Annotated in this window: 13 protein-coding genes, 2 tRNA genes and 1 CRISPR repeat array (1 of these 16 cut by a window edge); of the genes, 7 read left to right on the plus strand and 8 right to left on the minus strand. The window is 53.6% G+C overall.

The window, feature by feature from the left end; translation table 11 throughout:
* Nucleotides 1-178: 178 nt before the first annotated feature.
* On the minus strand, nucleotides 179-1,039 hold the full coding sequence (gene ispE, locus ACFWUL_RS10245) for a 4-(cytidine 5'-diphospho)-2-C-methyl-D-erythritol kinase (RefSeq protein ID WP_416177210.1): 861 nt from the start codon (nucleotides 1,037-1,039) through the stop codon (nucleotides 179-181).
* A 1,916-nt stretch (nucleotides 1,040-2,955) separates the two neighbouring features.
* Between ispE and ACFWUL_RS10250 the strand changes: the two genes are divergently transcribed.
* Entirely contained in the window at nucleotides 2,956-3,867 is a 912-nt protein-coding gene (locus ACFWUL_RS10250; protein ID WP_416177211.1) for a radical SAM protein, read from the plus strand.
* An 804-nt stretch (nucleotides 3,868-4,671) separates the two neighbouring features.
* Here the strand turns inward: ACFWUL_RS10250 and ACFWUL_RS10255 are convergent.
* Both ACFWUL_RS10255 and ACFWUL_RS10260 read right to left on the minus strand, forming a co-directional pair.
* Nucleotides 4,672-4,748 (minus strand) — tRNA-Arg (locus ACFWUL_RS10255).
* A 4-nt stretch (nucleotides 4,749-4,752) separates the two neighbouring features.
* Nucleotides 4,753-4,828, minus strand: a tRNA-Trp gene (locus ACFWUL_RS10260).
* 1,172 nt (nucleotides 4,829-6,000) lie between these two features.
* On the opposite strand from ACFWUL_RS10260, the gene lpxC reads away from it, so the two are divergent.
* The 5 genes from lpxC (at nucleotide 6,001) to brnQ (ending at nucleotide 12,987) form a co-directional block, all read left to right on the plus strand.
* Nucleotides 6,001-6,840 (plus strand): UDP-3-O-acyl-N-acetylglucosamine deacetylase, encoded by an 840-nt coding sequence (gene lpxC, locus ACFWUL_RS10265; RefSeq protein ID WP_416177212.1) that lies wholly within the window; start codon nucleotides 6,001-6,003, stop codon nucleotides 6,838-6,840.
* Between the two features lie 56 nt (nucleotides 6,841-6,896).
* Entirely contained in the window at nucleotides 6,897-7,385 is a 489-nt protein-coding gene (fabZ, locus tag ACFWUL_RS10270) for a 3-hydroxyacyl-ACP dehydratase FabZ (protein ID WP_296097804.1), read from the plus strand.
* A 205-nt stretch (nucleotides 7,386-7,590) separates the two neighbouring features.
* Nucleotides 7,591-8,403, plus strand: a complete 813-nt coding sequence (gene lpxA, locus ACFWUL_RS10275; RefSeq protein WP_297023624.1) for an acyl-ACP--UDP-N-acetylglucosamine O-acyltransferase — start codon at nucleotides 7,591-7,593, stop codon at nucleotides 8,401-8,403.
* A 1,372-nt stretch (nucleotides 8,404-9,775) separates the two neighbouring features.
* On the plus strand, nucleotides 9,776-11,269 hold the full coding sequence (locus ACFWUL_RS10280) for an ISLre2 family transposase (RefSeq protein WP_416176797.1): 1,494 nt from the start codon (nucleotides 9,776-9,778) through the stop codon (nucleotides 11,267-11,269).
* A gap of 392 nt (nucleotides 11,270-11,661) precedes the next feature.
* A complete protein-coding gene (gene brnQ, locus ACFWUL_RS10285) occupies nucleotides 11,662-12,987 on the plus strand; it encodes a branched-chain amino acid transport system II carrier protein (RefSeq protein ID WP_416177213.1) in 1,326 nt (441 codons plus the stop codon).
* A 417-nt stretch (nucleotides 12,988-13,404) separates the two neighbouring features.
* Here the strand turns inward: brnQ and ACFWUL_RS10290 are convergent, their stop codons facing one another.
* Both ACFWUL_RS10290 and ACFWUL_RS10295 read right to left on the minus strand, forming a co-directional pair.
* Complete coding sequence (locus ACFWUL_RS10290; RefSeq protein WP_416177214.1) at nucleotides 13,405-14,337, minus strand: ROK family protein; 933 nt, start codon at nucleotides 14,335-14,337, stop codon at nucleotides 13,405-13,407.
* 355 nt (nucleotides 14,338-14,692) lie between these two features.
* Nucleotides 14,693-15,157 (minus strand): hypothetical protein, encoded by a 465-nt coding sequence (locus tag ACFWUL_RS10295; RefSeq protein ID WP_416177215.1) that lies wholly within the window; start codon nucleotides 15,155-15,157, stop codon nucleotides 14,693-14,695.
* 678 nt (nucleotides 15,158-15,835) lie between these two features.
* Between ACFWUL_RS10295 and ACFWUL_RS10300 the strand changes: the two genes are divergently transcribed.
* Nucleotides 15,836-16,042, plus strand: coding sequence for a hypothetical protein (locus ACFWUL_RS10300; RefSeq protein ID WP_416177216.1), 207 nt, complete (start codon nucleotides 15,836-15,838; stop codon nucleotides 16,040-16,042).
* Between the two features lie 1,288 nt (nucleotides 16,043-17,330).
* On the opposite strand, the gene ACFWUL_RS10305 is transcribed toward ACFWUL_RS10300, so the two are convergent.
* The 3 genes from ACFWUL_RS10305 to ACFWUL_RS10315 all read right to left on the minus strand — a co-directional run bounded on the left by ACFWUL_RS10305 (nucleotide 17,331) and on the right by ACFWUL_RS10315 (nucleotide 20,906).
* The gene (locus tag ACFWUL_RS10305; protein WP_416177217.1) at nucleotides 17,331-17,591 is read right to left on the minus strand and encodes a type II toxin-antitoxin system prevent-host-death family antitoxin; all 261 of its coding nucleotides are present in this window, start codon (nucleotides 17,589-17,591) and stop codon (nucleotides 17,331-17,333) included.
* 625 nt (nucleotides 17,592-18,216) lie between these two features.
* Entirely contained in the window at nucleotides 18,217-19,281 is a 1,065-nt protein-coding gene (gene mcrC / locus ACFWUL_RS10310; protein WP_416177218.1) for a 5-methylcytosine-specific restriction endonuclease system specificity protein McrC, read from the minus strand.
* Nucleotides 19,278-20,906, minus strand: a complete 1,629-nt coding sequence (locus ACFWUL_RS10315; protein WP_416177219.1) for an AAA family ATPase — start codon at nucleotides 20,904-20,906, stop codon at nucleotides 19,278-19,280. The genes mcrC and ACFWUL_RS10315 overlap by 4 nt, the downstream gene beginning before the upstream one ends.
* Nucleotides 20,907-21,862: 956 nt before the next feature.
* Nucleotides 21,863-23,501: a CRISPR direct-repeat array (repeat unit 32 nt; unit sequence ATTTCAATCCACGCTCCCGCGAAGGGAGCGAC) (it continues 3,747 nt past the right edge of the window).

Here is a 23,501-nt window from a genome sequence, read left to right on the forward strand (position 1 = left end):
GTCTGCGACAGCAGACAGAGGGATTCTGATGGAGGCGCCGCAGGCTGAACCTGTCTGACGTCTGCAGTCTGACAGTCTGATATCTCCCTTGCGATGAAGCCGCGATAGTCCCAGCTACAAGCCACTAGCTACCCTCCTGCGGCAAAGCCGCGGGACCTCAACTCTCAAAACTCAATTCTCAACTCTTTCTTTTCCCCACTGTCTCCCCGGTTTCTACGAACCAGGAGGGGTGGGATTTTTTAAGTTCTCCTGCCAGCTTCTTTCCTTCCTCCCCATCCTTCGGGAAGAGGAAGAAGGCGGAGCCGGAGCCGGTCATGAGGGCTGGACGGTCCAGGGAATGGAGGATGGATGAGGTCTCCGCCAGCATCGCATTTTTCGGAAACAGGGCGTCTTCGAAATCATTGGACAGGGAAGCATAAAGTTCCTGCCGGTCCCTGTCTTCCAGGGCCTTCATGCAGTCTTCGGTCCGGTCCCTGGGCCGCAGGTTCCGGCCGTCCAGGAGGCGGTAGGCTTCTCCCGTGGACACGGAGGTCTCCGGACGGACGATGACGAGGGGCAGCCCCGGCCAGGGGGTAAGGGGTGTCAGCACTTCCCCGATGCCTTCGCACCGGCATGCGCCGCCCAGGACGCAGAAGGGGATGTCCGCTCCGAGGGACGCTCCCATGGCCGCCAAAGTTTCCAGGGAATCCCCGGTGCCATAGAGCCTTGCCAAGCCCCGGAGCACCGCCGCGGCGTCGGAGGAACCGCCGCCCATGCCGGCCTCCGCGGGAATATGCTTGGAGAGGGTCAGATGGACACCGCCGGAAATACCCTTTTCCCTGAAGAACAGCTCCGCCACCCGGACCATGAGGTTGTCCTTTCCCGCCGGTGCCGTCCCTTCCACGATGGATAGGGAAATATCCTCCCCCCTTTCCAGGGTAATGGAGTCGGAGAGGGAAATGGAGTGCATCACGGAATCAATGGTATGGTATCCGTCGCGTCTCTTCTCCCCCACGGAAAGGGTAAGATTGATTTTCGCCTGCGCTGTCTCTGTAATCATGGCCGCCATCCTTTCGTCTTTTGGGGATATTATAGCATGAGAGAGAGTTGAGAGTTGAGTGAAGAGAGTTGAGTTTTCGCGGCTTCGCCGCAAATTGGCATGCTGGTGGGTAGAGTCACTTGCATGGGAGCTTCTAGTGATGCGTCTCAATCACATTTGGGATAATGATTAACGCTGACTTGAGTGCATTATTACAGTTTCTTTCCGTCATTAAATACACTTGACTCTATCCATAACTCGTCATCTCGAGCGGTGGTAAGCACCGTAATGACGCAAAATGTAAAAATCGAATGTGAGAGAGAGTCGAGAGATCTCTCAGAAAATTGCCTCTGACGGTCTTACAACGCCGACAACGGTTGAAAGGCCCTGTATTCCCAAAAGCAAGAAAGATTTCTCGACTCATCGTAGCTGTAGCGATTCTAAGCTTCATTGTCTCTTAGCATGCTGCCACCCGTGGGGAAGCGTGTCACTGGATTCTCAGTCGCCTACGGCTTCTTGCGAATCCAGTTCCCTTGCCACCGCTCGAAATGACGGCTGAGGTCAGCTATTCTTATTATTTCTGCAAATTGCTATAGCGGCTAGCTATCAGGAAAACTGGATTGCCTGCGGCGCTTCCCACCGAATATTCCCCACCGGTTCCCCATGCCGTAGGCTGGTCAGCCTTCCTGGCTGCCAGCAGCTAGAAGCTAGAAGCTAGAAGCCCCCGCACGGTCGCACGCTCACTCCCCATACACCACAGGCCCGCAGGGCCCGTCCCGCTCAAGGCTTAAAAGAAAGAGTTGAAATTTAAGAGTTGAGAGTTGAGAGTTGAGTTCCAGCGGCTTCGCCGCATCCATCCTCCGCCTTTGGCGCGCCCCTTCTCCAAGGGGCTGCATGATTGGGAAAGAATTGAGATTTGAGATTTGAGAGTTGAGGTCCCGCCTGCGGCGTTTGCATCAGCTAACCTCCGTCGCCTTCGGCGCCACCGACGGCCGGGCTCTAAGGTGCTCGCTTAATGTGCAGGAACGGCTCGCATATGAGCCCGGCTCGAGAGTCCTATGCAGGACTCTCGCCTTCCAAGGAAGGAGGCTAACGACCTGCGGCTTCGCCGCTATTGGAATCCTAAAGACTCTACCACTGAAACGTGCAATTGACTCTGCACGAGGCCCCTTCCTCGGGAGAGGCCACTGAGAAAGTCAAAAGTGCTGAATAATTATGCCCTACCATACATTTCAGCTTCGCATAAAAGCTGATCAGGTGGCTCCGCCACCCAATGCACCCCCTTGCCCGCTTCGCGGGACTTCCCCCGGAGGGGGAAGCAAGTTTCTTGGCTCCCCCTCCGGGGGAGCTGTCGCCGCAGGCGACTGAGGGGGTGCATTTCCAAATGCATGTATTTGTATGGTTATACGACTATAAAGGGCTTTTTCAGTAGCCTCTCCTCGGGAAGGGGCTGCCCACCGGGCTGGGGTTAGCTGATGAGACCGGCCCACAGGGCCTGACCGCCTAGCTACTAGATCTAGCCACTAGCTACTGATGTGCCGCAGGCGAGTCAGCTTTCCTAACAGCTAGCCGCTAGCAGCTAGAAGCTCCCGCCCGTTTGCCCACACTCCTTGCCATACGACCGCCGCAGGCTGTCCAGCTCAAGGCTCAAGGCTGAAGGCTCAAGGCTAAAGCTCAAGGCCCCATCCGTTCACACGGAACTCAGCCACCCCAGCGCCGCAGGCGGATGAGCTTTCCTAGAAGCTAGCAGCTAAAAGCTAGAAGCCCCCGCACGAGTGGCCCCCATTCCCCCCAGCTCTACACATTAATATATTTAAATTTTTAATTGCATTTTCTATGTATTTATTATATAATAACCTTCGTAATTTAACTTTATCGCATAGATTTCAAACCACTGAAGGCGCAGGCCTTCTTTCCTTCTGAAAGGACTTGATTCAATGGCAGGTTTATTTTTTGATGATTACGATACCCCCGTTTTCCGTCCACCCAGTGAAGCGGACAGCTTCATCCTCCGGGTGACAAGGGGCTGCGCCCACAACAGCTGCACCTACTGCAACATGTACCGGGGCGTGAAATTTGAAAAACTCTCTGATGAACAGATCATGCGGCAGATCGCCATCGCCTACTCCGTAGACCGGGATGGCGTGCGGAAGGTCTTCCTGGCCGATGGGGATGCCCTTGTGCTTCCTACGGAACGGCTGCTGAAGATTCTCAATACCCTGAAGAAATATTTCCCGAACCTGGAAAAAGTTTCCTCCTACGCCGCACCGGGAGACATCCTTCGGAAGTCGGTGGATGAACTGAAGCAGCTCCGGGCAGCGGGCCTGCAGCTCCTGTACTACGGCATGGAAAGCGGCGACTCCCAGACCCTGAAGGACATCCGGAAGGGCGTAAACGGGGAACAGTCCATCGAAGTGGGCAAGCGTGTCCGGGCAGCGGGCATGGACCTGTCCATCATGATCATCCTCGGCATCGCCGGCGTACCGGGCAGCGAACGCCATGCCCTGGCCACCGCCCATGCCATCAATGAAATCAAACCGAACTACCTCTCCGCCCTGTCCCTCATGCTGTACCGGGGCAGTGAACTGAAGGACCAGTTCGAACGGGGCGAATTCACGCCGCTCCCGCCTTACGGCCTCATGGAAGAGCTGAAGGTCATCGTGGAACACCTGGACCTGCCGGAAACGGAGCACATGGTCTTCCGGAGCAACCACGTATCCAACTATATCCGCCTGGCAGCCACCCTCCCCCGGGATAAGGACCTGCTGCTGAAGGATATCGACCGCAGCATCGAATACCTGAAATCGAAGAAAAACTACGACGTCTATAACCACGACTGGTCGAAATAAAAAAAGCAGGCGAAAGCCTGCTTTTTTATTGGAATTGAGTGAAGAGAATTGAGGTCCCGCGGCTTCGCCGCCAATGCGCCCCTCTAACTCCCCTCTTTAGAGGGGAGGGGTACCGCACTAGCGGTGGAGGGGTGCCGATGGGCAGAGTCACCAGCACAGGGCTTCTAGTGTGTCGTCTCAATCACATTTGGGATAATGGTTAATGTTGGAGAAAGAAGAATCACTACTGTTGCATACCGATCTTAAATACTGCAGACTCTGAATCTAACTCGTCATCTCGAGCGGTGGTAAGCGCCGTAATGATGTAATATATAAAAATAGAATGTGAGATAGAGTCGAGAGATCTCCCAGATAGATGCCTCTGGCGGTCTTATAACGCTAAGCACGGTTAAAAAGCCCTGTATTCCCGAAAGCAAGAAAGATTTCTCGACTCATCGTAGCTGTAGCGATTTTTACCTGTACAATCATATTGCATGCTTCCACCGCTCGAAATGACGTTATGGGGGGAGTTCCCACTTGCGGATCTATTACTAAGTTATCATATAATTAAGTTATCATTAGCACCAATGTGATTGAGACAAGACACCAGCTGTTAGCAGCCAGGACGGCGCATCCGCCTGCGGCGCTTCCCATCCGATGTTTCTGTCATGCCGTAGGCTGTCCAGCTTTCCTAATAGCTAGCCGCCAACAGCTGGAAGCCCCCGCATGTTCACATGGCGTTCAGCCACAGGACACCCGCTCCCGGTAACTCAAACCATAAGCACAATAAAAAATCCGCTAAACTCATGTTTAGCGGATTTCCTTTGGTGACCCAAGAGGGATTCGAACCCCCGACACCTTGATTCGTAGTCAAGTGCTCTATCCAGCTGAGCTATTGGGCCAAATTGGCAGGGGCAGAGGGACTCAAACCCCCAACCTACGGTTTTGGAGACCGTTGCTCTATCAATTGCGCTATGCCCCTATCATCGCTGAATGATTCCTCATCGCTTGCGACTATATTATCATAACAGATAGTTCTTGAAATTGCAAGGGGGAAAATAAAAGATTTGAGAATTGAGTGAAGAGAGTTGAGGTCCAGCGGCTTCGCCGCCAAAGCACCCACAACCCTCCCTCTTTAGAGGGAGGGGGGACCGCTTGCGGTGGGTGGGTGCCGATGGGAAAGAATCCGGTTTGAGTGACTTCAGCGAGAGCCCCCTCCGTCGCCTTCGGCGCCACCTCCCCCATAGATGGGGGAGGTCATCAGAAACAGCGGCTGCGCCGCCCAGGCACCCAACCCTCCCTCTTTAGAGGGAAAAGTAAGCGAACTGGAGTTACAGCAGCGAACACAATTTGAAGGGAGCGCCAGCGACGCACAAATTGTCGTGAGTCGCTGATAGCCGTGCTGTAGGGAGCCGAAGGCGAGCGAAAATCCAGTGATTCCTTTCCCCTCGGGTGGGTGGGTGCCGATGGGAAAGGCCCCGGTTTGAGCGACTTCAGCGAGAGCCCCCTCCGTCGCCTTCGGCGCCACCCCCGACTTCGCTGGGAAAGCGTCTCACGGTGTTCTCAGTCGCCTTGCGGCTCCCTGCGAACACCGTTCGCTTGCTTTTCCCCCATAGATGGGGGAGGTCATCAGAAACAGCGGCTCCGCTGCAGATAGAATCCCAATGCCTCTATCCCTGAAACGCGCAATTGCCCCTGCAGGAGGCTCTCTTCCCGGAAGAGCGCTGCCCACAGGGCTGGGGTTAGCTGATGAAAACTGATGGGACCGGCCCGCAGGGCCTAACCACCTAGTCACTAGATCTAGCCACTAGCTACTGATTCGCCGAAGGCGAATCCGCCCGCAGGGCTGTTCCCGTCTATCTTCTATCGTCTACCATCTATCGTCTACCTAACCGCTAACAGCTAAAAGCCCCCCGTCCGTTCGCTCCCGCCCCCAGCCACAGGCTGAAGATCCAATACTCGCAGCGCTATCTGATTTGTGCGCCGCACCTCCACTCCTCACTCCTCACTCCTAACTCCTAACTGACAATCCATATATCCGCGCCTGCACGGAGCGTGCATTTCGTCCACTCCCCCATTCCCTTGTGTAATATGTAAAAAAACGGTATAATAAATTGATTATAAAAATAATTCATCAATGAAAGGTGTCTCATTGTGAAAAGAAGACAGCATACCATTAAAAAGCCCGTTTCCTACAAGGGAAACGGCCTCCACTCCGGCATGCCGGTCACCATGACCATGGCGCCTGCCCCTGCAGGCACCGGCATCCTCTTCCGCCGCACGGACCTTGACGGCCAGCCGGAAGTGCCGGCAGACAGCCGCTACATCACCAACACCCTGCGGGCCACTACCCTGGAAAAGGGACCGGCCAAGGTGTTCACAGTGGAGCATCTCCTGTCCGCCCTCTATGCCCTGAAGATCGATAACTGCATCATCGACATGGACTCTCCGGAGCCTCCGGTGGGCGACGGCAGCGCCAAGACCTTCGTGGACATGGTGGAAGAAGCAGGCATAGAGGAGCAGGAGGAAGAAATCCCGATCCTCACCCTGGACCGGAGCGTAGCGGTGTACGAGGGAGAAAAGTTCATCACCGCCCTCCCCTACGACGGCCTCCGCATTACCTTTACCTCCATCAATCCCCATCCCATGCTGGGCACCCAGATGCGGGACATTGTGATTGACCACGACTCCTACATCAAAGAAATCGCTTCCGCCCGGACCATCGGATTCACCTGGGAACTGGAAGCCATGAGAAAGATGGGCCTCGGCAAAGGGGGCACCCTGGAAAACGCGGTGATTTACTCGAAGGACGGATGCCTCTCGGTACCCCGTTTCCCGGACGAACTGGTACGCCACAAGATTCTGGACATTCTGGGAGATATTTCCCTGGTGGGACCGCTCCATGCCCACATCATCGCCGTACTGGGCAGCCACAAGCTGAATGCGGAACTTTCTGAAAAACTGCAGGCCCTGAAAAAGCAGGGCAATTGCTGATACTATAAAAAATTCACGCCGGTCCCTTTGGGCGCGGCTGTTAAGGAGGAACTGTTATGGAACTGAATGTTGAAGAAATTATGGAAATCCTGCCTCACCGCTATCCGATGCTGCTGGTAGACAAGATCATTGAAATGGTGCCCATGAAGTACGCCGTAGGCATTAAATGCGTCACCATGAACGAACCCTTCTTCCAGGGCCATTTCCCGGGACATCCTGTCATGCCGGGCGCCCTCATCTGTGAAGCCATGGCCCAGGTAGGCGGCGTAGCCCTCCAGTATCCGGAGGAGAACCGGGGCCTCATCCCCATGTTCACCGGCATGGACCACGTACGGTTCCGTTCCCCCGTCCTTCCGGGAGACCAGCTGGTAACGAAGGCTGTCATCCAGAAGATCATCGGCCGCATGGGCAAGGTACACTGCGAATGCCACGTGGGAGACGTACACAAGGCTGAGGCTGATTTCCTCTTCTACCTCATGGATCCCAACGATTCACCGGAAAAGAAGGAAAAGGCAAAGGAAAAAGAAGCGGCTGCGAAGAAATAATTTCCTTCCATCACAAATCCGGTCACTTAGAGAAGAAATAACGAGATAATAAATAAAAAATGAAGGATTCCCCTTATAAACAGCCGTAAATCACCGTTTCAAATGGAGAGAAAAACAGGGATTTATGTATAAAGAGAATCATAAAAGTCTAAAACCGGCCGACAGTCAAAAATCGGCTGCATCATACTAAAGGGGAATGGGACATATGGAATTAAAAGTTATCAAATCGGCAGAACCGAATATCCATCCAACCGCCATCATCGACCCGACCGCCATCATTCATAAGAATGTGGTCATCGGACCCTATGCGGTGATCGGCGAAAACTGTGAAATCGGCGAAGGCTCCGTCATCGGCGCCCACGCCATTATTGCAAAAAACGTACGCATGGGCAAGGAAAACCACATTTACCCCCATGCAGTCATCGGTGAAGATCCCCAGGATCTGAAATTCCACGATGAATACAGCACCGTGGTCATCGGCGACCATAACCTGATCCGCGAATACGTGACCATCCACCGGGCTACCGGCGAGAACTGCGAAACCCGGGTAGGCTCCTACAACATGCTGCAGGCCTACACCCACGTGGCCCACAACTGCAACTTCGGCGACCACATCGTCATGTCCAGCTTCTCCGGCGTGGCAGGCCATGTAACCGTAGAAGACCATGCAGTCATCGGCGGCATGAGCGGCATCCACCAGTTCGTAAAGATCGGTGCCTGCGCCATGGTAGGCGGCATGTCCAAGATCGTACAGGACGTATGCCCCTTCGTCATCGTAGACGGCAACCCCTCCCGGGTGGTGGGCCTGAACAGCGTGGGCCTGGCCCGGAACAACATCAGCCCCGAAGTGAAGAGCTACCTGAAAAAGGCATACCGCCTCATTTTCCGATCCGGCCTGAAGCTGAACGATGCTATCCTGGAAATGGAACAGGAACTCCCGTCCACTCCGGAAATCGAACATCTCCTCCGGTTCCTCCGGAACTGCGACCGCGGCCTCTGCCGTACAAGAGACAGATAATCAAATTCCCCTTTACTATGGACTCCCCGGTAAGGGGAGTTTTTTATTGCAAGAATTGAGATTTGAGTAAAGAGAATGGAGGTCCAGCCGCTTCGCGGCCAATGAGCCTTGAAGGGGGCAGTAAGTTTCCTGCGGCGAAGCCGCTAATGGATAGTCCCCCTTTTCCAAAGGGGGATGTCACGAAGTGACAGAGGGATTCTGATGGGTCTGCGGCGGAGCCGCGGGGCCTCAACTCTCAACTCTCAACTCTCAACTCTTTCCCAATCATGCAGGCCCTTAGAGAAGGGCGCGGCAAAGCCGCAGGATGGATGCGGCGAAGCCGCTAATGGGCAGTCCCCTTTTCCAAAGGCGAGGGTCCTGCATAGGACCCTCGAGCCGGGCCCAAGTTGGTGCCTTTACTGCACACTAAGGCACCTTCCTCTTGTGGCCCGGCCGGAATGATGTCACGGAGTGACAGAGGGATTCTGATGGGCCTGGGGCGGGACCGCTGGGCTTTCACTCCCAACGATTTCTTCGAAAACCCCGTCATAGTCATTTACCAGGGAGATTTCTCGACTCCTCGAAGCTGTAGCGATTCTTACATGGAGAGCGTCATCACGGCGCTTACCTCCGCTCGAAATGACGAGGGGGGTAGAGTCAGTTGGGATGGCGGCGGAGCCGCAGGGCCTCAATTCTCTTCACTCAATTCTCAATTCTGCTTTTGAATCCCGTCATAGTCATACACCAGAGAGATTTCTCGACTCGTCGAAGCTTTAGCGATTCTTATATGGAGTGTCATCACGGCGCTAGCCACCGCTCGAAATGACGAGGGGGGTAGAGTCAGTTGGAATGGCGGCGAAGCCGCGGGACCTCAATTCTCTTCACTCAATTCTCAATTCTGCTTTTGAATCCCGTCATAGTCATTTACCAGGGAGATTTCTCGACTCCTCGAAGCTGTAGCGATTCTTACATGGAGAGCCTCATCACGGCGCTTACCTCCGCTCGAAATGACGAGTTGAAGGGAAGTGTTCATGAATCAGCGAAGATATTGACGGGAAGCCTCCTCCCTTTTGTGGCCGAGTGCCGCGCGAACGGACGGGGCTTCCAGCCGCCAGCAGCTGGAAGCCTCCACACGGTTGACCGCTCACGCACCCATCCATCATCTGGCCCAAAGGGCCTGACCGCCCAGCCACTAGATACCAGCTACTAGCTACTATCCATTTCGCTTCCGCTGGACCTCAACTCTCAACTCTCAAATCTCAATTCTCTTTCTTAGTGTAAAATGTTTCTCGGTAGAGGATTTCTCCCCTGCTGGATAGAAAAGGGAAGAGTCCCCTTTGATGGAAATGTTATAATTTCCTTGCGACAAAATCAAAAGAAAGGACTCTTCCCAATGAGCATTTTATCAGAGAATATCGAACTTTTCAAACCTTTTATTCAGGAGGAAATTCTCAAGAGTATCAAGGATTCCAAGGATTCACTGGCCATGGAGCAGGTTCTCTGGCACCTCTTCACGGAACTCTTTGGCCTTCTTGTGGCGACGGCCTTCGAAATGATCGATGGCGAGCTGTACGATAGGGTCTACAAGCCTCAGGGGTGGCGGATTTCCCGGCGGGATTCCAGAACCATATACTGCCTGTTTGGTCCTGTCACCTACAAGCGGAGGCGGCTGGAGATGGCCGGAAAGCAGGGATTTTACCCGTTAGATAAGAAATTTGGATTTCTGCCTTCCCGTCACTATAGCATGGGAGTGATTCTGCGCATTGCGCAGGCTACCCAGGTTACCCAGTTCCGTAATGTGAGCCATATCGTGAAAATTCTGACCCAGACGGATATTTCACATCAGACAGTTTCAAATCTCAGCCGCGCTGCCGCCCAAATGGTCAGAAAATACGAAGCAGCAGATGCAGCTATGGAGCAGGCCGAGAAGAGAGTACCGGAGAACGGGCTGCTGGCTATTGAGGGCGATGGGATTGTAATGAAGCAGCAGGCGGACCCCGTCACCGATACCAAAGGCGGCCAGAACATAGAACTTCACCGAATCCAGGTCTATGAGGGCGTCGAGAAGAATGGGAAACGTTCGAGACTGACAGGGTACCACTGCTTCTCTGGAACGGATAGGAAAAGGCTGGTTGAACTCGTCAAGGTGTGGGTGCATGGCCGGTACAATCTGAGCGAGATTACAGTACTTTCCAACGGGGATGGCGGAGCAGGATATAATTTCGGTGACTTCGACGATATAGTCGAGGGATGCAAGACACATTACCATTTCCGGGACAGATACCATGTGAATGAGAAAGTGCGGACCCGCCTCAGCTTCTGCCCACGTGGATTCATCGATAAATTCGTGCTTGAACTGAATAAGAGCAGAAATGTCATCACAGATATGAAGCCATATCTGGATACGGCTGCCAGCTACGCAGAAACAGAAGAACAGGCCGAGCAGGTACGGAGACTGGCAGACTATCTGAGTCGCAACGCCGACTATATCCCGGGCATCCGGGAGCGCGGAATCCGAACCGATATCCACCTGGGGGCAGCTGAAAGCAACCACCGACGCTATAGCTACCGTCTGAAAAAGCAGGGGCGCAGCTGGTGCAGGATAGGTATGGATTCAATAGGCACGCTGATTACTGCTACCCAGAATGACACTTTGGAAAAAGCCCTGATTTACTGTGCTGCAGGCAAAGCCTACAAGAAGATGGACCGGCAGATGCATAAGGCGGTCGTAGCAGCCGTAAAAACGAACCGCAAAGCCGCCAGGGACGCTAAATGGCACAGGAACGCACGGAATTACCGTCCCGGGTGCCTGGAAGGCCGTATAGGCGTATATGGAGCGACTTCAACTCCGATGGGCCAGCTTGCTAAAGCGATACAGATTTATTGAGAAAGCAGAGGCTGGGAAACCTGATAACGTCGACTGTCAAATAAAGTACCGAGAAAACCTTGACACATACATTCTCTTTCTTTTCCCTTGACTTACTAAATTTATCATGCTAGAATACATTCAAGTCATACAAACTAACGAGGATCGGAATCAGGCTTTGGAGTCTTCCCAGAGAGGCAGTGGATGGTGCGAACTGCTGGAGCGAAGGAGCCACGTCAACCGGGAGTTCCTGTTCTGAGCCCTGGGCCAGGAGCAGGCGGCAGTACCGTTATCGCTGAATCAAGTATGTGGACAAGGTGGTACCTCACAGATTCTGTGCCCTGTCGGATTTTTCCGGCAGGGCTTTTCTTTTACCCCGCCGGCAGTCGTGTTCTGAAAAGGAGCTGTATGTTATGAAGAAATCAACCAATTCCCTCATCCCCATCGGGCTCATGCTTTTCGCCCTGTTCTTTGGGGCCGGAAACCTCATATTCCCTGTATTCATGGGACAGAATTCCGGCGTCAATACCATTCCTGCCACCATCGGCTTCATTTTGACCGGCGTAGGTCTCCCCATTTTGGGAGTAGCGGCCATCGGCTATTCCGGTGGGGACCTGCAGACACTGGCCACCCGGATCCATCCGAAGTACGCCATTTTCTTCACCGTGGCCCTGTACCTCACCATCGGACCGGCCTTCGCCATTCCCCGTACCGCCACCACGTCCTTTGAAATCGCTATTGCCCCCTTCTTCGGCAGTGCCATGAAGCAGATGGCCCTCTACGTATTCTGCTTTATTTTCTTCGCCATTTCCTGGTGGCTTTCCGTCACCCCCACAAAGCTGGTGGACCGCATCGGCAAGGTCATTACGCCGGTGCTCCTCCTCTTCCTGGCGCTCCTCTTCATCGTATCCACCATCCATCCCATGGGGCCCTGGCAGCCCGCTGCTGATGGCTACCGGGATACACTGAAAGCCCTTACCCAGGGATTCCTCGATGGCTACGGCACCATGGATGCCCTGGCGGCCTTCGTATTCGGTATCATCGTGGTCAATTCTGTCCGCCAGTACGGGGCAAAGACCAATGAGGAAGTGGCCCTGTCTACCCTGAAGAGCGGCCTCATCGCCGGTGCCTGCCTCGGCATCATTTACATTTTCCTCTGTTTCCTGGGGGCCTCTTCCGTCACGGAACTGGGGATGCAGGAAAACGGGGCCGGCGTCCTCGTAGGCACTGCCCGGTACTACTTCGGCTCCTACGGCCGCATGGTGATGGGAGTCATCGTGCTCCTGGCCTGCCTCACCACCAGCGTAGGCCTTATCACTGCCTGCGCCGAGTATTTCTCCCGCCTCATTCCGGCCCTGTCCTACTCCATGTGGGTGTCCGCCTTCTCCATTGCCTCCTTCTTCGTGGCCCTCTTCGGCCTCACCACCATCATCAAAGCAGCCATTCCGGTGCTCATGTTCCTCTATCCATTGACCATTTCCCTAGTACTCCTCACCTTCACCCACGCCCTTTTCGGCGGCTACCGCAGCGTGTACCGCATGGCCACCCTCTTCACCTTCCTGCCATCCCTCTATGACGGCATCCACACCGCCGGCCTCTCCATGGGCACCCTGGACGGCTTCATGGCCTCCCTGCCCCTGGCGGGCTACGGCCTGGGCTGGGTTTCCTTCTGCATCGCCGGCCTCATCATCGGCATCATCGCCTCCCGTTTCGCCCCGACCAAAGCGGTGCAGGAATAGTCGCGAAGCGGCTGAGATCGAGACCGCGGTCGAGATCGAGGGGGATAGGGCCGGAGGCCTTGGGGACCTAGATCTAGATCTAGGTCTAGGCCTTCAGCGGCTTTGCCGCTGGCCCTCAACTCTTTCTTTTTAGCCGCAGGCGAACCATCTTTCCCAGGCGCTAAATGCCAGCAGCTGGAAGCCCTCGCACGTTCAGCCACTCACTCATCCATCCGTCACCCGGCCCGCAGGGCCTGACCGCCTAGCCACCAGATACTAGCCACTAGCTACTGATGTGCCGCAGGCTGACCAGCTTTCCTAAAAGCTAACAGCTAATAGCTAGAAGCCCCCATCCGTTCGAATGGCACTCGACCACAGGACACCCGAATAAAAAAGCCACCGGCCCATGGCCGATGGCTTTTTTATCTCTCAATTCTCTCAATCCCCGTTCGCATTTTCCCAGGCCCGTTTGCCCAGTTCGATGGCTCCCGTGAGGCCGGCGTGGTCTCCCAGGGCCGGCGGTACGATGTATTCTTCCAGACGGCTGTCCACCATATCCGAGTGGATGTAGCCGGCCAGGTTCTTCTTCACTTCCGCCCGCACCATCTCGAAGAGACCTTCCTGGTGCATGACGCCGCCGCCGATGATAATCCGGTCCGGCGAATAGAGGAGTACCAGGTTCGATACCCCCTGGCCCAGGTAGTAGGCTTCCATTTCCCATACTTCCTTCCGGTTGTGGAGAGTCTCTCCCGGAGCGCCCCAGCGCTTCTGGATAGCCGGTCCGCAGGCATAGCCTTCCAGGCACCCGCCGGGGAGGAAGGAATCCTTATGGAAGGGGCAGCTTCCCTCGTAGGTGTCCTTTGGATGACGCTGGACGAGCATGTGCCCCGCTTCCGGATGGACGAGGCCATGGAGCAGCTTTCCATCGCAGTACAGGCCCACGCCGATACCGGTGCCTACGGTCATGTAGGACACCACCGGGCATCCCATGCCGGCGCCGTATACCGCTTCCCCCAGGGCCGCCCCGTTCACGTCGGTATCAAATTCGATGGGTACCGAAAGGGCCCTGGCAAAGGGACCTACGAAATCCACGTCCTGCCAGCCCTTCTTCGGGGTAGCTTTGATATACCCGTAGGTAGGGGAATCTTTCTTCAGGTCCAAAGGCCCGAAACTTGCAATGCCCAGGGATTCGATGGAATACTGTTTGAACCAGTTAATAATTTCCGGGAGCACCTGGGCCGCCGTGGTGGTGGGGAACCGCATTTCCGAAAGGATCCGGATTTTCCCATCCCTCACTTCACCTACGCCGCAAATAATTTTGGTACCGCCTGCTTCTATGCCGCCGATTAAAATTTTGACACGCCTCCTCAAACGAAAAATACACTCGTATCAGTGTATAATATACGCCATGTTTTTTCAATGGAAAAAGCAGAATTGAGATTTGAGTGAAGAGAATTGAGGGGTTCCGGCCCTCCGGGCCGGGTGATGGCTGGGTGAGCTTGCGTGTGAACGGGCGGGGGCTTCTAGCTCCTAGCGGCTAGCTTTCAGGAAAACTGATCCGCCTGCGGCACTTTCTGTCCGTTATTTCTACCTCTCGTCATGCCGTAGGCTGTCCAGCCTTCCTAGCTGCTAAAAGCCAGCAGCTAGCAGCCCCGTGCCAGTGACTCCATCCGTCAGCATGCAAATCCGCGGCGAAGCCTGGGCCTCAACTCTCAAATCTCAACTCTCAACTCTTTTTATTGAAGTGCACCCGGTCCATCACCTTTTCCGCTGCCTCCGGTGGCAGGTGGGTGGCGCCGTAGGCCCAGGTCTTATCTCCTACGGGGAACAGGTAGTAATCCACCATGCCCTCGGGGCCGGCGGCGCTGAAGAAAATATAGGAATCCTCATCCCTGTGGATTTCCGAAGGCACCTTGCTGGCGCTCTTCTTCTGGGCTATAGCCATGTCCTTCGTAATGAAGGCGAACCGCATCATGACCTTCTTCTTCTGGTACACCATGAGTACCCCATTCACATAGTCCATATTAAAATCATCGCCGCCGTCCAGGGTCACGTCGATTTTCTCCCCCGTATCCGGCGTAATGGCGATGGTCTTCTTCTCGCTGCCGCAGGCAGAGAGTCCCAGGACCATCACAAAGAGTGAAAGCAGGATCAGCCCCCGCTTCCACCATTTCTGTATATACGAAATCATGCTGTCACCTTCCTGTCCTGTCTCCATGTGGGTATTGTAGCATAAGGACAGCAGCTTCGCCGAAAAAAATAGAATTGAGAGTTGAGTGAAGAGAATTGAGGTCCAGCGGCAGAGCCGCGAATAGCTGCATGCAATTGGTTATCTTTATATTGAGAATATCGGTAAGCAAGTGCCCCCTTGGAGATGGACATCCTGCATAGGATGTCCAAGTTTGGCATACAAAAGGCGCTTAGCCTGCCCATCAAAGCGCCTTCCTTTTAGGCCAAACGGCGGCAGCCCAAAGGGCGGGGGATGGATCCGCCTCGGAGAGGCGGGACCTGCGAAGCAGGAGATAGGGGCGGTTGGCTATGCACATAAACATGCAGTGTGAGGCTATAGGAGAGAAAAGAGAGAGTTGAGAGTTGCGTTCCCGCGGCTCCGCCGAAGGTAAATATCTTGGCTCCCCCATTGGGGGAGCTGGCGCCGTCAGGCGCCTGAAGGGGTGCATTGGCCGCGAAGCGGCTGTCCACCCAGCCACCAGCCACTAGATACCAGCCACTGATTTGCGCAAGGCAAAAAGAAAGAGTTGAGAGTTGAGGCCCCGCGGCAAAGCCGCCGCTTTTCTCGATCTCGATCTTTCTCCCCCACTGCCATTTCCTGTCACTACCCGGAGTACAATGAAAGCAAGAGGTGATTCCCATGGCAAAAATCATTCCATTCAAAAGCATGGACCAGCTGATAGGAGAAAAAATCCTGGCCGCCGACAAAATCAGCCACGACTACCTGTTCAGCCTCACAGAAGCAGACCTCCGCCACCTCTCCATGATCGGAAGGGCCGCGTACGAGAGAGAACTGAAAGAGCGGGAGGAGGAGAGACGAGATCGAGAGCGAGATCGAGGAGAGTAGTGGGTTAGTGAGTTAGTGAGACAGGGGGACAGTGGGGCAGGGCTGACAGCTGTCAGCTTACAGCTTACCGATATCCTTCACCGGAGGGAGATATCAGACAGTCAGATGTCAGACAATCAGACGTCAGGCTGGATCCGCGGCTCCGCCGCAAAAGCAGAGTTGAGATTTGAGAGTTGAGAGTTGAGGTCCAGCGGCTTCGCCGCTAATGCACCCACAACCCTCCCTCTTTAGAGGGAGGGGGGGACCGCTTGCGGTGGGTGGGTGCCGATGGAAACTGACGGAAATGCCGCTGAGACGATAGAAAATAGACGATAGAAGATAGAAGCCCACAGGCCTGCGGTCGGAACTCCGGCCGCCAGGTCTGTGGGCATTTTCAGCTATCGCCTCCTTAGAGAATGCACTCTGCCCCCACTGCGGTGGGCCAGACCCCAAAAGGAAGGCGCCTTATCGCAGATTATTCTTCCTTCCATTTTATTTAGATTTTATGATATAATACACAAAGAAAGAGACAGCCGATACAATTCCGTGTGGTAGACGGAACGGCTCCCTCGCAAATTTATAGTTTGAAGAAAGCCTTCCGAAAGCCATTTTGGATGGCTTTTTTTATGTGGAAATGAAAGATTTGAGATTTGAGGTAAGAGAATTGAGGCCCCGTGGTTTTTCCGCAAAAGTTAACCCTCCCTTGCTCGCAAGGGAGGGGGAACCGCGTTAGCGGTGGGTGGGTTGCCGCGTAGCGGCCAAAATTTGACTCTAGCCCCGAAACGCACAATTGCCTCCGCACGAGGCCTCTTCCTCGGGGAAGCAAGCGAACTGGAGTTACAGCAGCGAACACAAGTTGCACCAGCGAACATGATTTGAAGGAGCGTTAGTGACGCACAAATCATCGTGAGTCGGTGACAGCCGTAGCGAAGGAGCGCCAGCGACGCACAAATTGTCGTGAGTCGGTGACAGCCGTAGCGAAGGAGCGCCAGCGACGCACAAATTGTCGTGAGTCGCTGATAGCCGTGCTGTAGTGAGCGTCAGCGAGCGAAAATCCAGTGAACCCTTTCCCAGCGAAGTCGGGCAGGAGCTGCCCACGGGGCTGAGGTTAGCTGATGGAAACTGACAGGCCCCGGCCCGCAGGGCCTGTATTCATCTATCTTCTATCATCTATCTTCTATCGTCTTCAGCCGGATCCCCAGCCACAGGGTCGCACAAAACTCACCCATCAGAAATCCTCAATTAAAAAAACAAGGCCCATCCAAAAGCATGGATTGCCTTGTTTTTTTACGCTCAAATTCCTGAAATTTCATTTGTCCTGATGGCGGCTCCGGAGCTTATCGAAGACCTCCTTATGATTCATCCGGCGATCATCGGTCCGAGCCGCCAGATCCGCTTCATCCAGTGCCCTTTCCGCGGGGTCTGTCAACCGGGAATAGGATTCTATACTCATCACCACCATAGCCCCATATCCATTCTTCGTCAGGTACACCGGCTGCCCACTCTGCACCTGCTTTTCTATTTCTGAAAACTTATACCGTAAATCCGAAACCGGCCGAATCTCGATCATAACCATCACCATCCCATCATAATATAGTCAATATTCTGATAAAATTATATACAAAAATGGTTTGTGAATCAATGGGAGGGTAAGATGGAAGAGAGATGGAGAGTTAGCGGGACAAGGCTGACAGCTTACGGCTCACAGATTTCTTTCACCGGTTGGATCGGTTGAATAAGTTGGGATGCTTGCATACGATTGGCTTGCTGTCCGGCCATGAGACATCAGACGGTCAGACGGCAGACATCAGACAGCACCAGCGGCTCCGCCGCTATTGGAGTCCTAAAGACTCTGTCCCTAAAACGCACAATTGCCTCCGCACGAGGCCCCTTCCTCGGGAAGGGGCTCCCCAACGGGGTGGGGTTAGCTGATGAAAACTGATGGGACCAGCGCGCAGGGCCTGACCGCCCAGCCACTAGCTACTAGCTACTTATAAAATCGAGAGTTGAGAGTTGCGGTCCAGCGGCTCCGCCGCCGTTGGAGTCCTAAAGACTCTGTCCCCAAAACGTGCAATTGCCTCCACCGGAGGCTCTCTTCTCAGAAGAGAGCTGCCCACCGGGCTGAGAGATGGTGACGGGGACTGATGGGATACCACCCAAAGAGTCAGTTTACCTGGCTGCCAGATACCAGCCACTCATCCGATTCCAAAATACTCTTCTGCGATGCCATTCAGGGTCCTTCGGATCTCGCTAAAGTCCCGGTTCAGGTCCAGTGATTTCACGGAGATCCGATTCCCGCTCATCCGGTACTCCGCGTCCGGCAGGACTTCCTCATCGGTCCTGGCATAGAGCAGCATACCGGCCACAGTCTTTTCTCCTTCATTGGCCGCCTCATTTTTCACATAGGCAAAGATCTGGTACATATTGTGAGAATGCTGGGATTGGTTATCATGGTGTTCCTGCAGTGTATGCTGATAAAACTTGGCATCCAGAATCAGGATCTTATCCCCCATGGACAGCGTGACATCCGTATTCATAGAGGGAAGAAGATCCCGGTTTCCATCATCCAGATCCCAGTTAATCGTCCGAGCCCCTGCAGTAAAGCCCGGATACTTCCTTTCATATTCTTGCTTGTAGTAATTCAGCAGGAACTTTTCATAAATCCGGCTCAGTTCGTCTTCAAAATCAAAAGTTGGCAAGTGCCGAGCCCCTTCCCCCGTAGTAAGGATGGACCCCTCCACCAGAAGGCGGCAGATGGCCATGAGCAGTTCATAGTTCCTGTTATTTCTGTGGAAATGAAATCCATCCCACCGCACCTGCCGAAGGTCTATCAGACTGATGGAGGCAAAGAAGGGAAGCTCCTTTTTCAGCCTGGCCCTGCGTTCTTTATCTACCCGTCTGTCCCTCACCAGCTCCGCCAGCACCGTTTTGAGGACCCGGTTCATAGGGCCATCTACCGTCAGCTCATCGTAGTCGCAGGTCACCAGCCGCCGGCAGCGCATCCGGTTCCCCATGGTCCCGGGCATGTAAATCCGCCCGCGAACAGCAGCCATATCCTCCCTTTTCTCTTCATACTCCCGATAAAGTCCCTGCTTCAGCTGGTAGGAAACCCCTTTCTCCAGTATCCCCGCAAAGAGTGAATATATGTTATCAAAGGGTTCTTTCTCCAGATCCAGGTACACCGAACGCCGAAGGTCCGGAAGTACATAGGACAGCATGTAGTAAATATTTTTAATCAGGATATTCCCATACCTTGTCATGAAACCACCTGTTTCAGTTTACCCTTCCATTCCTCCAACATGCTTTCGTTATCAAACCAGTACTCCGACAGAAGAGGGATGATTTCATATTCCACCACCGACTTCATCCAGGCATTGGTACAGTTTTCTTTTTCCCAACGGTCCACACAGAGATAGCTGTGACCAATTTCAAATCCCTCACCCAGTGTCTTATCTCCCTTAATTTTCTCATTTAATTCCTCAACGGATTTAACCAGTTTGTCAAAAGTTACATTGCCCATATCTTGCCGCCTCTTGTCAAAGCCACGAGAATCAAATCCCGGCTTCATGGTAAAGAAGCTGAAACGCCGGCGCAGGGCATAATCGATAAGCGCCAGACTCCGATCTGCCGTATTCATCATGCCAATGATATAGACATTTTCCGGCACTGAGAAATAGAGGGGACTCCCATCTTCATCAGCATAGGCCAGCCGCACTTTCTGCCCTCTATATCCGTTCTCTATGGTAGATAAAAGTTCTCCGAAAACCTTACCCAGTTTTCCCCGGTTGATTTCATCGATGAGGAAAAAGTACTTCTTGTCCGGATGATTCTCCGCCCTTTTACAGAACCGGTAAAACACCCCCGGCTGCAGGCGGAATCCATCTTTTGCCGGTTTGTACCCAATCACAAAGTCTTCGTAGGAATAGCTCTCATGGAACTGCACCTGCTCCACCTGGTCCTCCACCTTTTCTCCCAGCAGGGAATAGGCAAGCCGTTTCGCCGCAAAGGTCTTCCCCACCCCCGGCGGCCCCTGGAGGATGATATTTTTCTTCCGTTCCAGCAGGTTCACAAGGCTGTCGTAATCTTCCTCTTTCATAAATACTTCCTTCAGAAAGTCCTCTTTGCTGTAGGAAATGTGATCTCCTTCAGTTCCATCCCCTGATTCATCTGTAACAGGGGCCTTCTTTCCCGGTTTTAAGGAGGAGCGAATATAATAGAAAAAGTCAGAAGTCAGTGTTTTCAGGCCCCTGTCCGGATCACAGTCATCGGTGAGCTGCCCGTCCAGTAAGGTACGAATTTCTTTATCTTTCTGAAGCTCTCCGCAGATTTCATCAGAAAACGCATAGAAATTGTGTAAGTTATCCTCGTACTCTCCATCTTTAAAGGAATACTGACCCCCTAAAGCCTTAGCAGCTGCCTTAAGCACAGAAATTTTATAAATATAATATTTTTCCGGATACCGCAGCCAGAGATAAACGGAAATGGCATGCTCGTCCTGGTAATGGTTCTTTGCATGGTTAGGGTCCTTTTTCAGAAGTTCCTTGCATTGTTCCTTGAAAGCCTCGATACGTTCTACTACATCCCTGCTTTCATCAAAAAGGTCTCTGAACATTTCCCGCACCTTTTCCGGGTGGAGATTGGCAAAGCCACAAATCATCCCTCTAGCAAAATTATTCTGAGAAGCGAGAAGGTTATCCGTCTTTGCAAGGGATTCCTTCAGCATACCAGCAAAATCAGCAGCCTCTATATCCCAATGGTCCTGGAACCACTTCACCGCCTGCCACTTGTATTTTTCCCCGCTATTTTTCCCCTGGCCCTTGAACCATTCTGCAAAATTGTCTTTGTAGCTCTTGAGCTCCTGCTGAAATCTAATCTCATCAATCATAGTATCCCTGCCTTCTCCCACAACAATAGCCTAAAATATCAAAACGGCTGACTTCCTTAATTACTATTCTAAGCGTTTTCTTAGAAAACTGCCACAAACCCATGACTACGTCCAACGTTAAAAATAAAAAAATGCCCACAGGCCTGCGGCCGGAACTCAATAGCAGCAAGCCTGTGGGCATTTTCTTATCCTCTTTTCCACCAAAAGACACTTCCCTCATCCCGGTCAGCCGGGCCCCAAGAGGAGCCCTGAAATCTCCCAGGCCAATAACTATGACAGTCTTACACCACCAGCAGCGAAGCCATAGAAATGATAACCGTAACCTCTAAATATTTTGCTTCCCTTATCCCGTCATTTCGAGCGATGTACCGCGCCGTGATGACGCTGTATTCAAAAATCGCTACAGCTTTGAGGAGTCGAGAAATCTCCCAAATCAATGACTATGACGGTCTTACACCGCCTGCGGCAGAAAAGAAAGATTTGAGAGTTGAGAGTTGAGAGTTGAGGTCCAGCGGCTTCGCCGCGATGAGACATCAGACGGTCAGACAATCAGACGTCAGACTAAGTCCGCCCGCGGCGTACCCATCAGCTAACCTCCGTCTGCTTCGCAGCCACCGCCGGGCCCTAAAAGGAAAGCTCCTTATTGTGCAGTAAAGGCGCCAACTTGGGCCCGGCTCGAGGGTCCTCTGCAGGACCCTCGCCTTCCGAGAAAGGAGGCTACTTTCCCGCGGCTCCGCCGCTGTTGGGATCCTAATGACTCTGTCCCCAAAAACGTGCAATTGCCTCTGCAGGAGGCTCTCTTCCCAGAAGAGAGCTGCCCACCGGGCTGAGAGATGGTGATGGGGACTGATGGGATACGGCCTAAAGGGCCTGTTTACCTGGCTGCCAGATACCAGCCACTCATCCGATTCCAAAATACTCTTCTGCGATGCTATCCAGAGTCTTTCTGATTTTACCTTTTAATCCACGCTCCCGCACGGGGAGCGACCTGGGCCTCCGCTACCAGGTCCACATGGAGCTTATAATTTCAATCCACGCTCCCGCATGGGGAGCGACCAACGGCCAACAATTTCGGCAGGCCGGCAACAAATTTCAATCCACGCTCCCACATGGGGAGCGACACCTCTAATGGTGTTGGGAGCGGTGTTGTATGCATTTCAATCCACGCTCCCGCATGGGGAGCGACAGGGTTAACAGGTTCCAGGGGGCGAGCATGAAGAAATTTCAATCCACGCTCCCGCATGGGGAGCGACCGGGCTGGCTGACATCTTAATAGATGGTCATGTATTTCAATCCACGCTCCCGCATGGGGAGCGACCGTACAGGAATACATCGATCCTGGCAAAACAGGATTTCAATCCACGCTCCCGCGAAGGGAGCGACATTATTTGCGGTTAGGCAGCCGGCTACTTCAGGATTTCAATCCACGCTCCCGCGAAGGGAGCGACATAGTCCCGCTAAACGCCACCACGGTACCGCTTGATTTCAATCCACGCTCCCGCGAAGGGAGCGACTCCGATATTTCCCATAGCTTTGGCATGGAGAACTTATTTCAATCCACGCTCCCGCGAAGGGAGCGACCAATCTTCGGATAGGTGATTGACCGCTTTTTCAATTTCAATCCACGCTCCCGCGAAGGGAGCGACCACATTCTCCCGGATCCGTGCCTGGCTATTTATGATTTCAATCCACGCTCCCGCGAAGGGAGCGACGGTGGGTCCCCCGTCGCGGTAGGAAAGATTTGTATTTCAATCCACGCTCCCGCGAAGGGAGCGACCCAGGCATCAATCTCACTTGGAGATGTGCCAGTATTTCAATCCACGCTCCCGCGAAGGGAGCGACTTATTTGTCATTTGTGCATTGGCAACCGCCCCGCAATTTCAATCCACGCTCCCGCGAAGGGAGCGACCAGCGGTGTTAAATACTATGACGTATTGCCGCCTATTTCAATCCACGCTCCCGCGAAGGGAGCGACTTACGATTTCCTTTTCATAGCCATTGGACCGGTTCAATTTCAATCCACGCTCCCGCGAAGGGAGCGACGACGTGGCCATCTCCTACATATACGTCGCCATGAATTTCAATCCACGCTCCCGCGAAGGGAGCGACCCTGGCAGACCACGCGCCCAATGTTCCCATGGGATTTCAATCCACGCTCCCGCGAAGGGAGCGACAAAGGAATACAGGTAAATAAAAAGGGATTCGATATTTCAATCCACGCTCCCGCGAAGGGAGCGACGCCACCATCCCCCACGGGTGCAAAATTGTGGAATGCATTTCAATCCACGCTCCCGCGAAGGGAGCGACAACAGCCGGCAGAAAGAGAAGACCCATCCCACAGAATTTCAATCCACGCTCCCGCGAAGGGAGCGACGCGCTCGGTTATGAAATAAAGTGGATAAAGAAAAATTTCAATCCACGCTCCCGCGAAGGGAGCGACCAGCAGTAATGGTCATCTGCTTGGCATCAGCAATTTCAATCCACGCTCCCGCGAAGGGAGCGACATCAGTCATGGACCGGCCCATAACGGCCTTGACATTTCAATCCACGCTCCCGCGAAGGGAGCGACACACCGCCTCTCTTGCAAGCATCACG

The sequence above is a fragment of the Dialister sp. genome, from assembly GCF_047832375.1.
GTDB lineage: Bacteria > Bacillota > Negativicutes > Veillonellales > Dialisteraceae > Dialister.

What these genes read in the sequence shown, in the direction of transcription:
- ispE (WP_416177210.1), bottom strand. Translation starts at nt 1,039, where the DNA reads ATGATTACAGAGACAGCGCAGGCGAAAATCAATCTTACCCTTTCCGTG.
- ACFWUL_RS10250 (WP_416177211.1), top strand. Translation starts at nt 2,956, where the DNA reads ATGGCAGGTTTATTTTTTGATGATTACGATACCCCCGTTTTCCGTCCA.
- fabZ (WP_296097804.1), top strand. Translation starts at nt 6,897, where the DNA reads ATGGAACTGAATGTTGAAGAAATTATGGAAATCCTGCCTCACCGCTAT.
- lpxA (WP_297023624.1), top strand. Translation starts at nt 7,591, where the DNA reads ATGGAATTAAAAGTTATCAAATCGGCAGAACCGAATATCCATCCAACC.
- ACFWUL_RS10280 (WP_416176797.1), top strand. Translation starts at nt 9,776, where the DNA reads ATGAGCATTTTATCAGAGAATATCGAACTTTTCAAACCTTTTATTCAG.
- brnQ (WP_416177213.1), top strand. Translation starts at nt 11,662, where the DNA reads ATGAAGAAATCAACCAATTCCCTCATCCCCATCGGGCTCATGCTTTTC.
- ACFWUL_RS10295 (WP_416177215.1), bottom strand. Translation starts at nt 15,157, where the DNA reads ATGATTTCGTATATACAGAAATGGTGGAAGCGGGGGCTGATCCTGCTT.
- ACFWUL_RS10300 (WP_416177216.1), top strand. Translation starts at nt 15,836, where the DNA reads ATGGCAAAAATCATTCCATTCAAAAGCATGGACCAGCTGATAGGAGAA.
- ACFWUL_RS10305 (WP_416177217.1), bottom strand. Translation starts at nt 17,591, where the DNA reads ATGATCGAGATTCGGCCGGTTTCGGATTTACGGTATAAGTTTTCAGAA.
- mcrC (WP_416177218.1), bottom strand. Translation starts at nt 19,281, where the DNA reads ATGACAAGGTATGGGAATATCCTGATTAAAAATATTTACTACATGCTG.
- ACFWUL_RS10315 (WP_416177219.1), bottom strand. Translation starts at nt 20,906, where the DNA reads ATGATTGATGAGATTAGATTTCAGCAGGAGCTCAAGAGCTACAAAGAC.